12 protein-coding genes and 1 tRNA gene are annotated in these 16,247 nt (G+C 59.9%); 8 read left to right on the top strand and 5 right to left on the bottom strand.

Annotation, left to right across the window (positions count from 1 at the left end; translation table 11 throughout):
* The first annotated feature begins 16 nt into the window (after positions 1–16).
* Positions 17–2,923: a DNA methyltransferase gene (locus tag QOL69_RS08525; RefSeq protein ID WP_283402837.1), complete on the top strand. Its 2,907-nt coding sequence runs from the start codon at positions 17–19 to the stop codon at positions 2,921–2,923.
* Between the two features lie 59 nt (positions 2,924–2,982).
* Here the strand turns inward: QOL69_RS08525 and QOL69_RS08520 are convergent, their stop codons facing one another.
* Complete coding sequence (locus QOL69_RS08520) at positions 2,983–3,849, bottom strand: DNA adenine methylase (protein ID WP_283402836.1); 867 nt, start codon at positions 3,847–3,849, stop codon at positions 2,983–2,985.
* Between the two features lie 153 nt (positions 3,850–4,002).
* Here QOL69_RS08520 and QOL69_RS08515 point away from each other — a divergent pair, with 153 nt between their 5' ends.
* Positions 4,003–4,215, top strand: a complete 213-nt coding sequence (locus QOL69_RS08515; protein ID WP_283402835.1) for a DUF8069 family protein — start codon at positions 4,003–4,005, stop codon at positions 4,213–4,215.
* A gap of 1 nt (position 4,216) precedes the next feature.
* Here QOL69_RS08515 and QOL69_RS08510 read toward each other — a convergent pair whose 3' ends face one another.
* Both QOL69_RS08510 and QOL69_RS08505 read right to left on the bottom strand, forming a co-directional pair.
* Positions 4,217–5,764 (bottom strand): DNA-methyltransferase, encoded by a 1,548-nt coding sequence (locus tag QOL69_RS08510; protein ID WP_283402834.1) that lies wholly within the window; start codon positions 5,762–5,764, stop codon positions 4,217–4,219.
* A 316-nt stretch (positions 5,765–6,080) separates the two neighbouring features.
* A tRNA-Arg gene (locus tag QOL69_RS08505) sits at positions 6,081–6,153 on the bottom strand.
* A 216-nt stretch (positions 6,154–6,369) separates the two neighbouring features.
* Here QOL69_RS08505 and QOL69_RS08500 point away from each other — a divergent pair.
* From QOL69_RS08500 to QOL69_RS08480, 5 genes are all read left to right on the top strand, one after another.
* Positions 6,370–8,124: a PAS domain-containing protein gene (locus tag QOL69_RS08500; protein WP_283402833.1), complete on the top strand. Its 1,755-nt coding sequence runs from the start codon at positions 6,370–6,372 to the stop codon at positions 8,122–8,124.
* Positions 8,125–8,168: 44 nt separating this feature from the next.
* Positions 8,169–8,648, top strand: a complete 480-nt coding sequence (gene rimI, locus QOL69_RS08495; RefSeq protein WP_283402832.1) for a ribosomal protein S18-alanine N-acetyltransferase — start codon at positions 8,169–8,171, stop codon at positions 8,646–8,648.
* 81 nt (positions 8,649–8,729) lie between these two features.
* Entirely contained in the window at positions 8,730–10,529 is a 1,800-nt protein-coding gene (pepF, locus tag QOL69_RS08490; RefSeq protein ID WP_283402831.1) for an oligoendopeptidase F, read from the top strand.
* 72 nt (positions 10,530–10,601) lie between these two features.
* Positions 10,602–10,835, top strand: coding sequence for a hypothetical protein (locus tag QOL69_RS08485; RefSeq protein WP_048077732.1), 234 nt, complete (start codon positions 10,602–10,604; stop codon positions 10,833–10,835).
* Positions 10,836–10,967: 132 nt separating this feature from the next.
* A complete protein-coding gene (locus QOL69_RS08480) occupies positions 10,968–12,158 on the top strand; it encodes an aminopeptidase (protein WP_283402830.1) in 1,191 nt (396 codons plus the stop codon).
* Between the two features lie 425 nt (positions 12,159–12,583).
* Here QOL69_RS08480 and QOL69_RS08475 read toward each other — a convergent pair whose 3' ends face one another.
* Positions 12,584–13,315: a hypothetical protein gene (locus QOL69_RS08475; RefSeq protein WP_283402829.1), complete on the bottom strand. Its 732-nt coding sequence runs from the start codon at positions 13,313–13,315 to the stop codon at positions 12,584–12,586.
* Positions 13,316–13,556: 241 nt separating this feature from the next.
* The gene (locus QOL69_RS08470) at positions 13,557–14,861 is read right to left on the bottom strand and encodes an O-acetylhomoserine aminocarboxypropyltransferase/cysteine synthase family protein (protein WP_283402828.1); all 1,305 of its coding nucleotides are present in this window, start codon (positions 14,859–14,861) and stop codon (positions 13,557–13,559) included.
* A 135-nt stretch (positions 14,862–14,996) separates the two neighbouring features.
* Between QOL69_RS08470 and QOL69_RS08465 the strand changes: the two genes are divergently transcribed.
* Positions 14,997–16,226 carry an SPFH domain-containing protein gene (locus QOL69_RS08465; RefSeq protein ID WP_283402827.1) on the top strand — a complete coding sequence of 410 codons (1,230 nt, stop codon included), beginning with the start codon at positions 14,997–14,999 and terminating at the stop codon, positions 16,224–16,226.
* Positions 16,227–16,247 lie beyond the last annotated feature (21 nt).

The raw sequence follows: 16,247 nt of genomic DNA, 5'->3' as shown, positions 1-16,247 counted from the left end.
AATCTCGAGGGTTATGATGAATAGCGAGACATGTGAATCCGCAGTTGAACTTGAAATGCTAGCTTCCGGAATGGCGAAGCAGCACGAAAACTTTCTGGATGCCACTCAGGAGCTCATTGATAACTCGGTGGCTGCGGTCGTAGATGGAGAAGGCTACTTCGATGACGCTGATAAGCGAGTCAATATTTCTATTTCGTTCGTTCGCGGGGAAGAAACAGTAACCACATATATATCAGATAATGGCCCTGGTATAACGAGAGAAGACCTCCAAAATCATGTTTTTCGAACGGGGAATAAAGAGATATCAGAGGGGATTCTCAATAACGTCGGATGGGGACTGAAAGCGAGTTTAGCTTGGTTCGAAGAATCCCTCAAACAACGTGGCCTTGGAGATGACCCTCACTGGTTTTCACTAGTCACTCAGACAGCTGAAAGTGAATGTCTGCGTGTTGACGGTCCGATAACTGGTGACCTTCCAATAGTCAATGCTAAAGAACGTGACTGGAAGGTTGGAATCCCAAGCGATGTCGATTCACTATTAGAATCTGACCACGGGACACGCGTCCAGGCGACATGTGCGCGTTCACAGTTTGATGCCGATGTCTGGCCATCGGCTGACTCACTTGGAACGAAAGTCCAGTATGTACGTGAGCGGCTCGGTGTCGTGTTTCGGCGCTTACTCTCCGCTCGTGATGATAATCAGATTGTTGTACATTATCATGACTTACCCTCGAATGAACAAGGAACGTTTGAGGTACCGCCGATCAGCCCTTCTTACACCGATGACACAGTACTGAAGTCTCACGAATTTCGTGTGTCTACTCCTCGCGGAGACCGATACCAAGTGCGGTATGAAGCTGGTACGCTGGACATCGATTCGATGACCAAATGGGCAGAGAAAGAACACCCAGATCTGCTCACTCAGAGTGGCAAATTCAGATATAGATATCGGCCGAGTCAGAACAGACAAGGTGTCGATATCTACGCAAATGGTCGGGTGCTGATGACTTCCGTATTTGAGGATCTGTTTGATCTGACGCGGAATAACCAGTATAATTACTTCGGAGGCACCCTCCAGATATTCCCGATCGGCGACACAGATGAAGTGCCGACGGACAATAAGAAGACACGACTAGATACGAACAGCGAACTCTGGCGTGAAATACGAAAGGAACTCTCCGATGAAGAATTGCTTCCGGAGGGTAGAGAGTACGGTAAGCGAGTCTCGACGGGTGGGGCGTCGACAACCACTCAAACTCAGGAGGAAGAAGAGTCGTCAGAGGAAATCGAAAACATATCTACGTTTGATCCAACCTCAGATATATTTGGTCTTCACCACGGTGATGCGAGGTCAATCGTTCCAGCGATAAGAGACTATACAGCAGACACGCTAGACGAGGATGAGGGGTTCGTGGATACGACAATCACATCTCCACCGTACTATGACCTCAAAGAGTACGGTTCGAGTGAGGAAGATGAAATAGGACAACATGGAACATACGTTGAATATCTACAAGAACTCCAAGAACTCTTCTCTGAGGTTTACTCGCTCACCAGAGATGACGGTTCCCTCTGGGTCGTTGTGAATACCTTCCGTCGGAACCGCGAAATCGTTCAGCTCCCATTCGACATCGCACGTGTGTGCCAGAATCTCGATCAAGGATTAGAATGCTCGAACTGTGAGAATACGATACTGAGAGGAATCGATGAATTAGATAGTCGACAGACAATGTGTCCCCACTGTGGTCACACGACAAATAACGACGAGTCGTGGATTCTCCAAGACATCGTTGTTTGGAATAAGAACCGTGCGCTCCCGTATACAAAAGAAGGGAGACTACGGAATGTCTTCGAGTATATTCTCTGTTTTAGCAAAAGTCCGGATTATAAGCTACAGATGGATCGCATTCGAGAGTCAGATCCTGCTCAATTCAAGAAATGGTGGGCAGATTTCCCTGAGCGCTACCACCCGCTCGGAAAGCTACCTGAAAACATATGGGAGTTCGATCCGCCAACACGGGGATCATTCACTGGAGAAGTGGACGTGTTCGATCACCCTGCAGCGTTCCCTCCAAAACTAATTGAGCGAATTCTCACACTCTCTACGGAGAGAGATGATGTCGTACTGGACCCCTTCGCTGGCTCGGGGGTCGTTCTAGGACAGGCAGAGCTGATGGACAGAAGACCAATCGGTGTTGAATTGAATAAAAAATACTCTGAAGCCTATCCTGACCTGAAAGAGTATCTCGAGGAACATCATGAAGAGGAAGATCAGGTCGCATCACAAGAAGACCTAGATAGGATTATTTGCGGACTGCGTCAAACGAAGTATGCACGGGAACTGCTTCGAACGATGGCGAGCGAACTCGGCCTCTCAAACCCATCGCAGTTAGATGTACATACCGCCTTCCTCGTAAGTCGGGAGCTTGGATATCAGTCCGTTGAGGACGACATTCACGGAGAGATCGATCTCGTGCTTCTCGTAGATAATGAGACGACCGCTCGACAGGCACTTGATTACGATGAGATTGCCGAAGAGGTCACCACGATCCAACCGTGCTCTGGCTTTGGAATTCGTGCCCGTACGTTAGTCATGACAGCGGAGGAATTCATTAGTGAGATAGCTAATGAAACCTATACACATCTGCCAGAAGATCTCTTCATCTACGAAGACGGACGGCACTACGTGTACTCGGAGGACATTTCGTATAGTGACTGGCGAGAAGTGAATGAGGGTACCGATCAGTGGACAGAACGTTACTCTGATAACGAGATCCCTCCAATCGTCTCAAATGTCGGTGTTGAAGTAAACCATCCGAAGCATTCTATGGAAACTGTTTCAAGAGGCTTGTCCGGCGACCACGAAATACAATTAAACAAATCTAGTGGAGAGCACTATCGGCACATAATTCGGACAAACTAATCAGAGAGTGTCATAAAACGGTCTTCACCAGCTCTGCGTGACGATTCTACAGTTACGACTTAGCTATAATTACCTAGATTCTGTTGTCGCTGGCGGTCTGCCGGTACGTTCGTGATGATCACTTCCGCTACGTCGTCACGATTATCTGCATCACTATTCACCATTCTCGTAGCATCGACGACGTCAATCGTGAATTCGGAAACGCCTTCATAGAGTTCGCCGACTGGCGGAGAGTTCGATAAGACGACGTACACACCGTTCTGACTAAGTTCGACGGCTAGATCACGTAGTCGACGCTGATCGTCTTTATCGAACCCGTCTGACTGGTACTGGGTGAAATCTGCCGTCTGGGATACAGGTTCGTAAGGGGGATCGAAGTATACGAGATCCCCTTCGTCAGCGTCGTCGACAACATAGTCAAAATCCCGATTATAAATCTCAATGTCGTCGAGTATGTCGTTCGCTTTCCGAACTTGTCGCTCACGGATGAAGTCCGGATTCGTATGCCGACCGAACGGAACGTTGAATCCCCCGGATTGGTTCTCTCGGTACAGTCCGTTGTAGCCGGTTCGATTGAGATAGAGCATCAGGCTCGCCTCTTCTACTCGCAGTTCGAGGGACCGCTCGTCGAGCTTGTGGAGTTCATTGAACCGGTCACGAGCGTCATAATAGTACTCCTCTTCGTACTCGTGGCGGTGATTCTCTTCGATTAGTTGCTCGGGATGATCGCGGATAACTTCGTAGAAGCTAATCAGTCGTCGATTGAGATCGTTTATTGTGCCCTCGGAAGGTTCGAGGTCGAAGAAGACTGCACCTCCGCCAATAAACGGCTCATGATATTTTTCATACGAAATTGGGAATCGTGAGTGAAGCTCCTGAAGGAGTTGGCGCTTCCCTCCAACCCACTTGAGAATCGGCTCAGCCATCTATTGCCATTTTTTTAGGTTAGGACATAAACCCAAGGACTCTGATGGGAATTGAGTTATCGACTACTACAGGATCTCAGGGTCTTTTAGCGAATGAGTTGATCAGCTAGCTGGAGATAACGATTAAGACCATTCATGCTCACTAATCGTATAATGGCGGGCACCGAAGATCAGTTCCTGACACAGGACATCCACGAGGAGAAGGCAATGCTCATCGTCGAACAGCAGCTTGAGAAGGGGACAATCGAGATGAAGCATGACGAGCCTGTGCTACACCACACCGCTTCGGGGGCAAAGTTCGAGTCGGCAGTAAATATGGCTCACTTCCACAAAGGGTGGGAGGCGCGGGGAGAGGAGTCTCAGTAGGCTAATTGAAACTGCTAAAGTCGGCCTGGTGTCCCTCGATATTCCGATTACGTTCATCCATCGGGTTTTCAGCCTGAATCAGTAGATTCGAGATTAGCGGGGGTCTGCTCTTCGACCAGTATCGCTTCCACTCACCTTCTTCGACAAGTGCTTCCCAATCGTCGGGCGTGAAACTGTGCTCCGCCCAGTTGTGAGCGCCGTCAACGTACAGATGGTACTCATCCTCTAAGTTGACATCACGTCTTGGAAGACGTTCGTCGAGATAGCGGTCGACAGTAATGAATTCGGCATCAAACTCGACACCGTAGTAGTCGCCAGAGCCCTTGTCTTCTGACAACATCCCCTCCTTCGCGGCCTTGATATCAACGTTCTCAAAGTCAGATTCAGATTCACATACGTAGAGCAACTCCGCTTCTGGGTCATCAGCATCGTCGAATTGCGACGGATCGCTGGCGGTGTGAATGAATTCGATCTGACCCTCGAGTATATTGTGCTGGTCGGAATTCATGAACTCCTTGTACAGCTCATATGCGTACTTGTGAATCCGAAGAGTGTAGATCTTCCGTGCGAGTTCTACCTGTTCGTCGCGGAGCGTTGATTGTACCGTCCCTACCTCATGAAGAGCAGTGGGACGAACGTGTTCTTCATAATACTCGATATATTCCTCGTTCAACTCAAATCCGAGCGGTTTTCGATCGAGGGCTTCTGCGATAGCAAGTGTCGTACCGATACCGGCGAAGGGATCGAATACGACATCACCAGGTTCGGAAGCGAGGTGAACGATCCGTTCTACGAGATTTTCTGGGAATGGACTCGGATGGTAGCTGACTTTGGGGCCCCACTGACCCTGTTTGGGGATCGGGAATTTCCACACGTTGCTTGGGACCATCCCCCTTGGACTGTATCGTTCGGGGTAGTTCACCCACCACTGTTCGAATTCGTCGGTGTCGGTGATCCGGATCGCGTCCTTGTCGTATTTGAAATCATCCGTCTTTGAAAACATCGTCACGTGCTCGTACACGTTGCGTAGACGGCCTTTCTGATGCCACGGACGCGTGCGAAGCTTATCCCAGATGATGTTGTCTTCCATACGCCATGACTCCGGAAGCGGATCATAGACCTCGCCACACCGCTTACATATCAACGTACCATCGCCGCGATCGCGACGGAGGCATCCCTCACAGTCCTCGTCGAGGCAGGTTTCGTAGTTCGGCAAGTTCTCCAGTTCATCGGCGATGTCGAACGGCAAACGAACAACGCGGCCATCGATTTTGTATGTGTCAGTGACGATCCAGAGCGTACAGTCGTCAGAGGCAATTTCGTAACACTGTTTGTAGATTTCGCGAATGTCGTCGAGAAAGTCCTCGTAGCTCTGCTTGCCAACCTGTTCATCATGATCTCCGTAATCGACAAGATCGGCGTAGGGAGGTGACGTGATGATCGTATCGACGAGCCCATCGACGTTGTCGAACTCCTCCTCTAATTTCGATTTCAACTCTCGCGAGTCATGTTGGTAGATATGAAAACGAGAGTCAAGATCGTCGGCCATTTTTCATCAGTCTCTCTGGCAGGACTGGTGATAAAGGAGTTGGTAAAGCATGAGGAGGTCCTATGTGTCGTATATCAAGTCAGCCTACAGAGGGAGTCGACACAGATAGGTAAATAGGTCAATCCTCTACTCTTAAATTCTCACGTGGGAATCAAAACGACCAATTCAATACCTTTCACCCCCGTTTGGATGTACGCGAATCGCAGGAAGGCTTCGACCCGCGTTCCGTAACATAACGAAATCACTCACAGATCACGGTCGTTCTTTATAAGGAACGTACCGCAGTCTAGCGGATTTGAATCGTTATGAATTGGAACGGGCGCGACGGGATTTGAACCCGCGGCATCTTGGTCCGGAACCAAGTGCTCTGTCCGCTGAGCTACGCGCCCTCACGAGCGGATATCCGCGGCGAGTGTTTAACGCTTCTGACTCGGATCGTCTGCGGGCGACTCCGAGTCGGTCTGCCACTCCAAGGCGTCACCTCGGCGTCGAGCGAGCGTCGATGAGGTGTGAGGCCCCGCGAGGCGTACTCGGAAGTTATCACATTTGATTCTATCGGCGCGCAGCTTTATCACCCCGCGTTCGTACCATCGGTAGAACTGACCGTGACGCTCCGTCCATCCGACACGTCGACGCTCGGCCACGGCGGCGACGAGAGAGAGGTCCCCGACACAGACGGGCGAACCGCGACCGACGCACCGGCCAACGCCCGAGACGGGTTCGTCCCTCCAGCCGAACGCGCCGAGACCGACGGGTCGCCGAGTACCTCCGCCGGTATCGACCGAGCGTCGGGAGGCGTCGGCGGGACGCCCGCGAACGGCGCGTCGCGTTCTCGCGAGGCCGATCGATTCCTCCTCGCCGTCGCCGTTGACGGCGAAGTGCTGTTCGCCGGGCCGTCAGTGCCGGACGTCGTCGGCGTGGAGCGCGAGGCGCTCGTCGGGAGCGACCTCCTCGACCGCGTCCACCCGGGTGACCGCGAGCCGGTCGCCGACGCGCTGTCGGCGGTCGCGGCGACGCGGACGGTCACCCACCGGATCCGGCGCGCGAGCGGCGGGTACGCGTGGGTCGAGTCCGTCGTCGACGAGGAGCTGGCCGAGGAGTTCGGCGGGCGGGTCGTCACCGTCCGGCGCGTCGACGCCGACCGCACCTTCCCGGAGCGCTACCGCGCCTTCCTTGAGTACGGGAGCGACCTCGTCACTGTCGTCGACGAAGACGGCGTCGTCGTCTACGAGAGCCCGTCCGTCGAGGAGGTCCTCGGCTACGAGCAGGGGTCGACCGTCGGGCGATCGCCGCTCGGGTACGTCCACCCGGACGACCGCGAGCGGGTGACCGAGCGGTTCTACCGCGCGCTCAACGAGCCGGACGCGGCACCGACCCTGGAGTACCGCTACCGCACCGCCGACGGCGACTGGGTGTGGCTGGAGTCGCGGACCCGGTCGTTACCGGCCGACAGTCCCGTCGGCGAACTGCTCGTCAACTCCCGCGACGTCAGCGCGCGGAAGGCCCGCGAGCGCCGGCTCACCGACCGGAACGAGCGTCTCGACCGGTTCGCGAGCATCGTCTCACACGACCTGCGAAACCCCCTCTCGGTGATCCGCGGCTCCATCGAGATGGCGCGGCTGCGCGGCGAGACGGAGCCGCTCGAACGCGGCGAGCGGGCCGTCGACCGGATCGACCAGCTCGTCTCCGAGCTGCTCACCCTCGCGCGACAGGGGACGGGAATGGACGAGCCGACCGAGTTCGGGCTGGCGAGCGTCGCGCACGACGCCTGGGGAACCGCAGCCGAGGACGAGGACGACGCGGAACTGGTCGTCGCCCGCGACGCCCGAGTGTACGGCGACCGCGGCCGGGTGCGGCAGGCCTTGGAGAACCTGTTCCGCAACGCGACGGAACACGCGAAGCCGGACGCGCCCGGGACGACGGAAGCCGATTCCGACGACGATCGGACCGACGACGCGGTGACCAGCGAGGACGCGAACGGTGGTGACGCCGCCAACGGGGACGACGACGGCGACGCCGCCAACGGCGATACCGACGACGAGACGCTCACCGTCCTCGTGACCGCGACCGACGGGGGGTTCCTCGTCGCCGACGACGGGACCGGCGTCGACCCCGACGACCGGGAGTCGGTGTTCGACTCGGGGTTCACCACGCGGGCGGACGGGACCGGGTACGGGTTAGACATCGTCCGCGAGGTCGTCGAGTCCCACGGTTGGGACGTGGAGCTTCGCCGCGAGTCCGACGGTCTCGTCGGACTCCCGGACGGGCGGCGGCTCCGTCCGCCCGAGGGCGCGTGCTTCGAGGTGCGCGCTCCCGGGCCGGCGGACGCCGATCCGGACGAGCCGTGGATCGACGGGTAGGGGGAACCCGGCGATTTTATTCCTCAGGACCCGCAACCCGGCCCGTGAGCGTCGCAGACGTGACGGTCCGACGGGCCGAACGCGCCGACCTCCTCGCGGTGGTCCGGATCGAGCGCGCCTGCTTTACGGACCCGTGGCCGCACGACGCCTTCGAGCGGCTGCTCGGCGAGCCGGCGTTCCTCGTGGCTGAGCGGGCGGGCGCGGTCGTGGGGTTCGTCGTCGCCGACCGGACGCCGAATCACGGCCGCGACATCGGCCATATCAAGGACCTCGCCGTCCATCCCGACGCCCGCGGCGAGGGGATCGGACGGACCCTCCTCCGGTCGGCGCTGGCCCGGCTCCGCGCGACCGACGTGGCCGTCGCCCGGCTGGAGGTGCGCGAGGGGAACGACCCCGCCCGGTCGCTGTACGCCGACGAGGGCTTCGACCCGATCCGGCGGGTCGGCGGCTACTACCCCGACGGCGAGGACGCGCTCGTCCTCGTCGTCGACCTCGCGGCGTGGGCCGGCGGCGACACCGAGTGACGCGTTGGCGTTTCTCACGCCTATCGGCTCGGCGCGCGGGGTTTGCCAAGGCTTAGTGTGCGGGAGACCGACTCGACGGGTATGAGTTCGGTTCCCGAGCGGTCCGAGATCGACGCCGAGTACAAGTGGGACTTGGAGGGCATCTACGCCGACGACGAGGCGTGGGAGGCGGCCCGCGAGACCGTCGCCGACCGGATCGACGAGCTGCGCGACTACGAGGGACGCGTCACCGAGGACGCCGCGACCCTGCTCGAACTGCTCGAACTGCGCGAGGAGATATTCCGCGAGCTCCAGCAGGTGGCCACGTACGCCCGGCTCCGCAGCGCCGAGGACACGCGGAACCAGGAGTATCAGGCGATGTCCGCGCGAGCGTCGTCGCTCAGCTCCGAGGCGTCGAGCGCGGTCTCGTACCTCGAACCGGAGCTACAGACGCTGTCCGAGGCCGACGTCGAGGCGTTCGTCGACGAGGAGCCGGCCCTCGCGACGTACGAGCACTACCTCGACGACGTCCTTCGAAAGAAGCCGCACACGCGGTCGAGCGAGGTCGAGGAGGTGCTCGCCGACCTGTCTGAGGTCACCGACGCGCCGAGCGAGATCTACTCGATGCTGACGAACGCCGACATGACCTACGGCGTCGTCGAGGACCCCGACGGCGAGGACGTCGAGATCACGCAGGCGAACTTCACGAAGCTCCAGACGAACCCGGACCGCGAGTTCCGCGAGCGCGTCCACGAGACGTTCTACGACGAGTGGGCGAGCGTCCGCAACACGGTCGGGACCTCGCTGGAGAAGGCCGTTCGCGAACACGTCACGAGCGCCGAGATCCGCGACTACGACTCCGCTCGCGCCGCCGCGCTCGACGGCTCGAACGTCCCCGTCGAGGTGTACGACACCCTCGTCGACACCGTCGACGACAACCTCGACGTGCTTCACCGCCACGCCGACCTGAAGGCCGAGGCGCTCGGGGTCGACCGGCTCCGGAGCCACGACCTGTACATGTCGCTGACGGGCGATCAGGGCCCAGACGTGGAGTACGAGCAGGCCCGCGAGTGGGTGATCGAGGCGGTCGCGCCGCTGGGCGACGCGTACCAGGAGCGGCTGGCCGAGGGGTTAGAGTCGCGGTGGGTCGACGCCTACGAGAACCGCGGGAAGCGCTCCGGCGCGTTCTCCTCGGGCACCTACGACACCCAGCCGTACATCATGATGAACTACCAGGACGACATCGCCTCGATGTACACCTTGGCCCACGAGCTGGGCCACTCGATGCACTCGGAGCTGGCGGGCGACGCGCAGCCGTGGCACGACGCGAGCTACGAGATCTTCGTCGCGGAGATCGCCTCCACGGTCAACGAGACGCTCCTGACCCACCACCTGCTCGACACCGTCGAGGACGACGAACTGCGGACGCACGTCCTCGACGAGTACCTCGAACGCTTCCGTTCGACCCTCTTCCGCCAGACGATGTTCGCGACCTTCGAACAGCGGATCCACGAGCGCGTCGAGGAGGGCGAGGCGCTCACCCCCGACGCGTTCGACGAGATCTACGGCGACCTGAAGGGCGACTACTACGCGCCCGCCGAGCTGACCGGCGGCATCGAGCGCGAGTGGCAGCGGATCCCGCACTTCTACTACGACTTCTACGTCTACCAGTACGCGACCGGCATCTCCGCCGCGGCCGCGATCGTCGAGCGCGTCTTAGACGAGGGCGAGTCGGCGGCCGCCGACTACCGCGAGATGCTGAAGGCGGGCGGCTCGGAGTACCCGCTGGAGGTCGTCGAGCTCGCCGGGATCGACATGGCCTCGCCCGACCCGATCGAGTCCGCCGTCGGCGTCTACGACGACTACCTCGACGAGGTCGCCGCGCTCCTCGACCTGGAGTAGGACGGTCTCCGCGAACCGCGTGACGGGGGAGCCGCGGGATTTTTTTAGCGTGGCCGCGAGTCCGAGACACGCATGGGAATCTTAGACGCGTTCGGCTCGCTGGCCAGTGCGCTGATCGCAGGCTTCGTGATGCTCGCGTTCGCGATACTGAGCCTGTTCGTCACCGTCTTCGTCGTGGACATCGCCGCGTCGATCGGCGGACTCAGCCCGGACGACAGCTACGTCGTCCTCGGCGCGACGATCCTCGCCGCCGCGGCGATCATCGCGGGCGGCGCGGGCTTCGCGCTCCCCGAGGGCTCGTCGTAAAGCCCGCCGTTCGCCTCAACGCCGACCACCCCGACGCCGACCACCTCGACGCCGATCGCTTTCTCCTCCGGTTGCGCCGACCCGCGAGCGACGGGTCGACCGATTTTAGCCGGGCGGGCGCGACGCACGAGTATGGACGAACGCGTACGCGAGCACGCCGAGGTGCTCGTCGACTGGAGCGCGCGGGTCGAAGCCGGCGACGACGTCGTCGTGTCGGTCGCCGAGGACGCCCACGAACTGGGCGTCGCGGTCGCCGCGGTGCTCGGCGAGCGCGGGGCGAACGTCACGACGCTGTACGGCTCCGACGAACTCTCTCGGGCCTACCTGAAGGGCGTCGAGGCGAGGGTCGAGGGAGAAGCCGGCGAGGACGGGACCGGCGAGGGTGAGATCGACGGGGGCGACGCCGCGGTCGACGCGGCCGACTTCGACGCGGACCCCGCCGTCGACCGCGCGATCTTCGAGGCCGCCGACGCCTACCTGCGGATCGGCGGCGGACGCAACGTCACCGCGACCGCGGACGTCGAGCGCGCGACGCGGCAGGCGTACGCGAAGGCGCGGCAGGGGGTCCGCGAGGCCCGGATGGACACCGACTGGGTGTCGACGGTCCACCCGACGCGGAGCCTCGCCCAGCAGGCCGGGATGGCCTACGAGGAGTATCAGGAGTTCGTCTACGACGCCGTCCTCCGCGACTGGGAGGCGCTGGCCGACGAGATGGCGAAGATGAAGGACATCCTCGACGACGGCGGGGAAGTCCGGATCGTCACCGAGCGCGACGACGCCCCCGACACCGACGTTCGGATGTCGATCGCGGGCCGCACCGCGGTCAACTCCGCCGCGTCGGTCGCGTACGACTCCCACAACCTCCCCTCCGGCGAGGTGTTCACCGCGCCGTACGACACCGCGGGCGAGGTCTTCTTCGACGTGCCGATGACCATCGACGCGACGCGCGTCCGGAACGTTCACCTCGTCTTCGAGGACGGTGAAGTCGTCGACTTCGCGGCGGAGGCGGGCGAGGACGCGCTCGCGAACGTCCTGAACACCGACCCCGGCGCGCGGCGACTCGGCGAGCTGGGGATCGGAATGAACCGCGGGATCGACCGGTTCACGGACTCGATCCTCTTCGACGAGAAGATGGGCGACACCGTCCACCTCGCGGTCGGCCGCGCCTACGACGCCTGTCTCCCCGAGGGGGAGTCCGGCAACGAGAGCGCGGTCCACGTCGACATGATCACCGACGTGAGCGCGGACTCCCGGATGGAAGTCGACGGCGAGGTCGTCCAGCGGAACGGGACGTTCCGGTGGGAGGGCGGTTTCGAGGCGTAGGTCAGGAGAACGGTAGCTCCGTAAGAGAAGACGGGACTGTCGGACCCGTCGAAATACTCAACTGGTGATATGTTCTTAGAGGTGTGCTGAATACAGAGTGTATAGCAATAAAGGCAGACACAGGGGATATCAGGTAGCTGATGTGCTCGTTTTCGCCTACATTCCGAACGAGCAAACACATCGTAATTCCGGAACAATTTGGATGGCAAACGGGCAAACACCACCACCGTTTCCACAACTGCGAGATTCAACAGGTCGGCTACTGAAGCTACGTCTCACAGGGTGTTGGTGCTCTGGACACAGTTTCTAAATCCTGTGGCTTCTCTTGGAAGGCTTTCTCTGAGAAGCTCAATAGAGGATTCTTGTGTAGAAATCCACAAGCGGATCTAATTGGCGTAAGACGACCGGCTCCACCTCTCCATTCGTCAGCCAAATCTCATCTCAAGATCATCTGTTTGAGGATCTAAACTCCTCATCCACGCCCGAACCGCTCCTATTGGCACGAGATATACCAACAGCAATACAAGCCGCGAGGGAAGGTCAATGACTGCCACTATTACACCGCCCACAATCACAAAGGTGACTGGAATAAATGCGTAGAACATGACGAATAGCACCTCACCAACTGGAGCAAACGCAAACTGTACCGCGTCCTGCGGTGACTTATCCTGATACGATTGATCTACAATGAAGTATCGCCAGACTTGTGCCAACTGAAACAAGGTAATGCCGATAATCGCAACTCCAACCGAGCGGGGTAGTGCCGAAACTACATCAGAGTTCGAAAAGATACCTATCATGAGCGCCACAATCAGGACTCCGGGGAAAATTGACTTGTATCCAATATATCTGATATTTCGTCGGTAAACAGGTGGAAGTAAGGAAATTGGCTGAAGTGTAGTAGGTTTTGTGTCCCATACGTCTCCATCACGGTCATCTATTGGTTGCGGAGTAAACAGCCCAACGATAAGAAAAATAAAATGTATAATTGCTATTTCAATGAGATATGTTACAACGATCTCAATGAGGCCCCACTCAAGCACAATTACTGCAAGAATGAGTGCGAAGTTCAGAGTGAGGTGAAATACGAACCCACGGGACTCTGTGAGCACTCCGAGGATCATTTCAGTAACTGAGGTCAAATTGTTCTCCCTCATCGGCACGACTGGTTATTTAATACCCATTAATCTGCTCCGCTAGTTATAATAGTTCGATATATGAGTACACTAACCTCTTTCAGGGAATTAAATCTGGCTTTCTCATCTAATGGTCACTCAGTTGTATACTGAATAGGACGCGCTCGCTGTGCTGAATAGATTCTCTGTATTTCGCACGGAGGTTGTATCAGTCCCCGAGGATTTCAACAGAACCAAATCGCCAGAAACGGGCGGATCGCGGTTACGCCGTCGCCGCCTCGATAGCGGCCTCAAGGTCGGCGACGATGTCGGCGGGGTCCTCGATGCCGACCGAGAGTCGGATCATGTCGTCGGTGACGCCGGCGGTCTGCTTCTCCTCGTCCGTCAGCTGCTGGTGGGTCGTCGAACTCGGGTGGATGATGAGCGTCTTCGCGTCGCCGACGTTCGCGACGAGGGAGGCGAGGTCCGCCTCCTCGACGGTCGCCCGCGCGGCCTCGTAGCCCGCCTCTAGCCCGAAGGTGAGCATCCCGCCGTAGCCGCCCTCAAGGTACTCGGTCGCCTCCTCGTGGGTCTCGTGGCTCTCCAGACCGGGGTAGTTCACCCACGCGACCTCGTCGTGGTCGGCGAGGTACTCGGCGACGACGGCCGCGTTTTCGCAGTGGCGGTCCATCCGCAGCGGGAGCGACTCCGTCTGCTGGAGCGTGTTCCACGCGTCGAACGGCGACTGCTGGTCGCCCAAGTCGCGCAGGCCGCGGGTGATCGCCGCGAAGGTGAACGCGGCGTCGCCGAACCGCTCGGCGAAGTTGATCCCGTGGTAGGCGGGGTTGTCCTGTGCGATCTCCGGGTACTTCTCGGCGTGGTCGGCCCACGGGAACGAGCCGCCGTCGACGACGACGCCGCCGACGGTGGTGCCGTTGCCGGTGAGCCACTTCGTCGTCGACTCCCAGACGAGGTCCGCGCCGTGCTCCAGCGGCCGGCAGAGGTACGGCGTCGCGAACGTGTTGTCGACGAACAGCGGGACGCCGTGGTCGTGCGCGATGTCGGCGATCCGCTGGATGTCAGGGGTGACTAAGGCCGGGTTCCCGATCGTTTCGAGGTGGACGTAGGCGGTGTCCTCGTCGATGGCCTCGGCGTACCCCTCGTAGTCGAGCGGGTCGACGAACCGCGTCGAGACGCCGCGGCGCTCGACGGAGTGGGTGAGGTAGGTGTAGGTGCCGCCGTACAGCGCCGACGAGGAGACGATGTTGTCGCCCGCGGACGCGAGCAGGAACGTCGTCACGTCGAGCGCGGCCATGCCCGAGGCGGTCGCGACCGCGCCGACCCCGCCTTCGAGCGAGGCGATCCGCTCTTCGAGCGCGGCGTTCGTCGGGTTCATCAGCCGCGAGTAGACGTTCCCCGGCTCCTCTAAGGCGAACAGGTCCGCCGCGTGGTCGGCGTCGTCGAACTGGTAGGCGGTCGTCTGATGGATCGGCGTCGCGCGGGCACCGGTGGCCGGGTCCGGCTCCGAGCCGGCGTGAACGCTTCGCGTGCTGAACTTTCGGCCGTCGTCCCCGTCGTCGGATGGCATGGATCGGTGTTCCGTCGCTGCGTAGTTAAACCCGGTCGGCCTGTACCGGCGTTTCCGGTTTCTCGGATGTCGCCGAATCGGTTCGGCTTTCGATCTCGTGGCAACCGTTAACAGCGTCGCGCCGTAACCTCAAGTATGGGAACACAAGGTCCGCGCGGCGGGTCCGCCGAGTTGGCGGACGTGATGGACGAAGTCCCCGACGGCGTCTGGCAGTACCTCGCGCTCGGGGTCGCCTTGGTCGTCGGCTTCGCCCTCCTCTCGCAGAGCCTCGTCTACGGCGTCGCGGCGCTCGCGGTGTTGCTCGCGGCCGTCACGGTCGTCAGCGCCGTCGAGATCGTCGACGCCTACGACAAGGAGGCGCTCACCGTCTTCGGCGAGTACCGGAAGCTGCTCGAACCCGGCGTCCACCTCATCCCGCCGTTCGTCTCCCGGACGTACCCGTTCGACATGCGGACCCAGACGATCGACGTGCCGAGCCAGTCCGCGATCACGCGCGACAACTCGCCGGTGACCGCGGACGCGGTCGTCTACATCAAGGTGATGGACGCCAAGAAGGCGTTCTTAGAGGTCGACGACTACAAGAACGCCGTCTCGAATCTCGCGCAGACCACCCTCCGCGCCGTCATCGGCGACATGGAGCTCGACGACACGCTCTCGCAGCGAGAGCTGATCAACAACCGGATCAACGAGGAGTTGGACGAGCCGACCGACGAGTGGGGGATCCGCGTCGAGGCCGTCGAGGTCCGCGAGGTGAGCCCCTCCCAAGAGGTCCAGCGCGCGATGGAACAGCAGACCGGCGCGGAGCGCCGCCGCCGCGCGATGATCCTCGAAGCGCAGGGGGAACGCCGCTCCGCGGTCGAGCAGGCGGAGGGTGACAAGCAGTCGAACATCATCCGCGCGCAGGGTGAAAAGCAGTCGCAGATCCTCGAAGCGCAGGGGGACGCCATCTCGACCGTGTTGCGGGCGCGGTCCGCCGAGTCGATGGGCGAACGCGCCATCATCGAGCGCGGCATGGAGACCCTAGAGGAGATCGGCAAAGGCGAGTCCACCACCTTCGTCCTCCCGCAGGAGCTGACCAGTCTCGTCGGTCGCTACGGCAAGGCGCTCTCCGGCTCCGACGTTCAGGACATGGAGGGGCTCGACAGCAAGGAGTTCGACGAGGAGACGGAGAAGCTGCTCGGCTTGGAGGACATCGAGAGCGCTCTCGAGCAGCTCGACACCGTGGCCGACAGCGACCTGCGGACCGACGAGACCCGGGACGCAGACACGGCCCGCGACGTCGACCTCGCCAAGCAGGAAAAAGAGACCCGCGAGGCGGACCGCGACATCGAACTGGAGAGCGAGAGCGAACGACCCGGGACGTAAGCCCGGCTCACGGCTGCCACG

Origin of the sequence: Halorubrum sp. DM2 (assembly GCF_901686465.1) — an archaeon.
Taxonomy (GTDB): Archaea; Halobacteriota; Halobacteria; order Halobacteriales; family Haloferacaceae; genus Halorubrum.
This window is presented reverse-complemented; position numbering and strand designations above follow the sequence as displayed.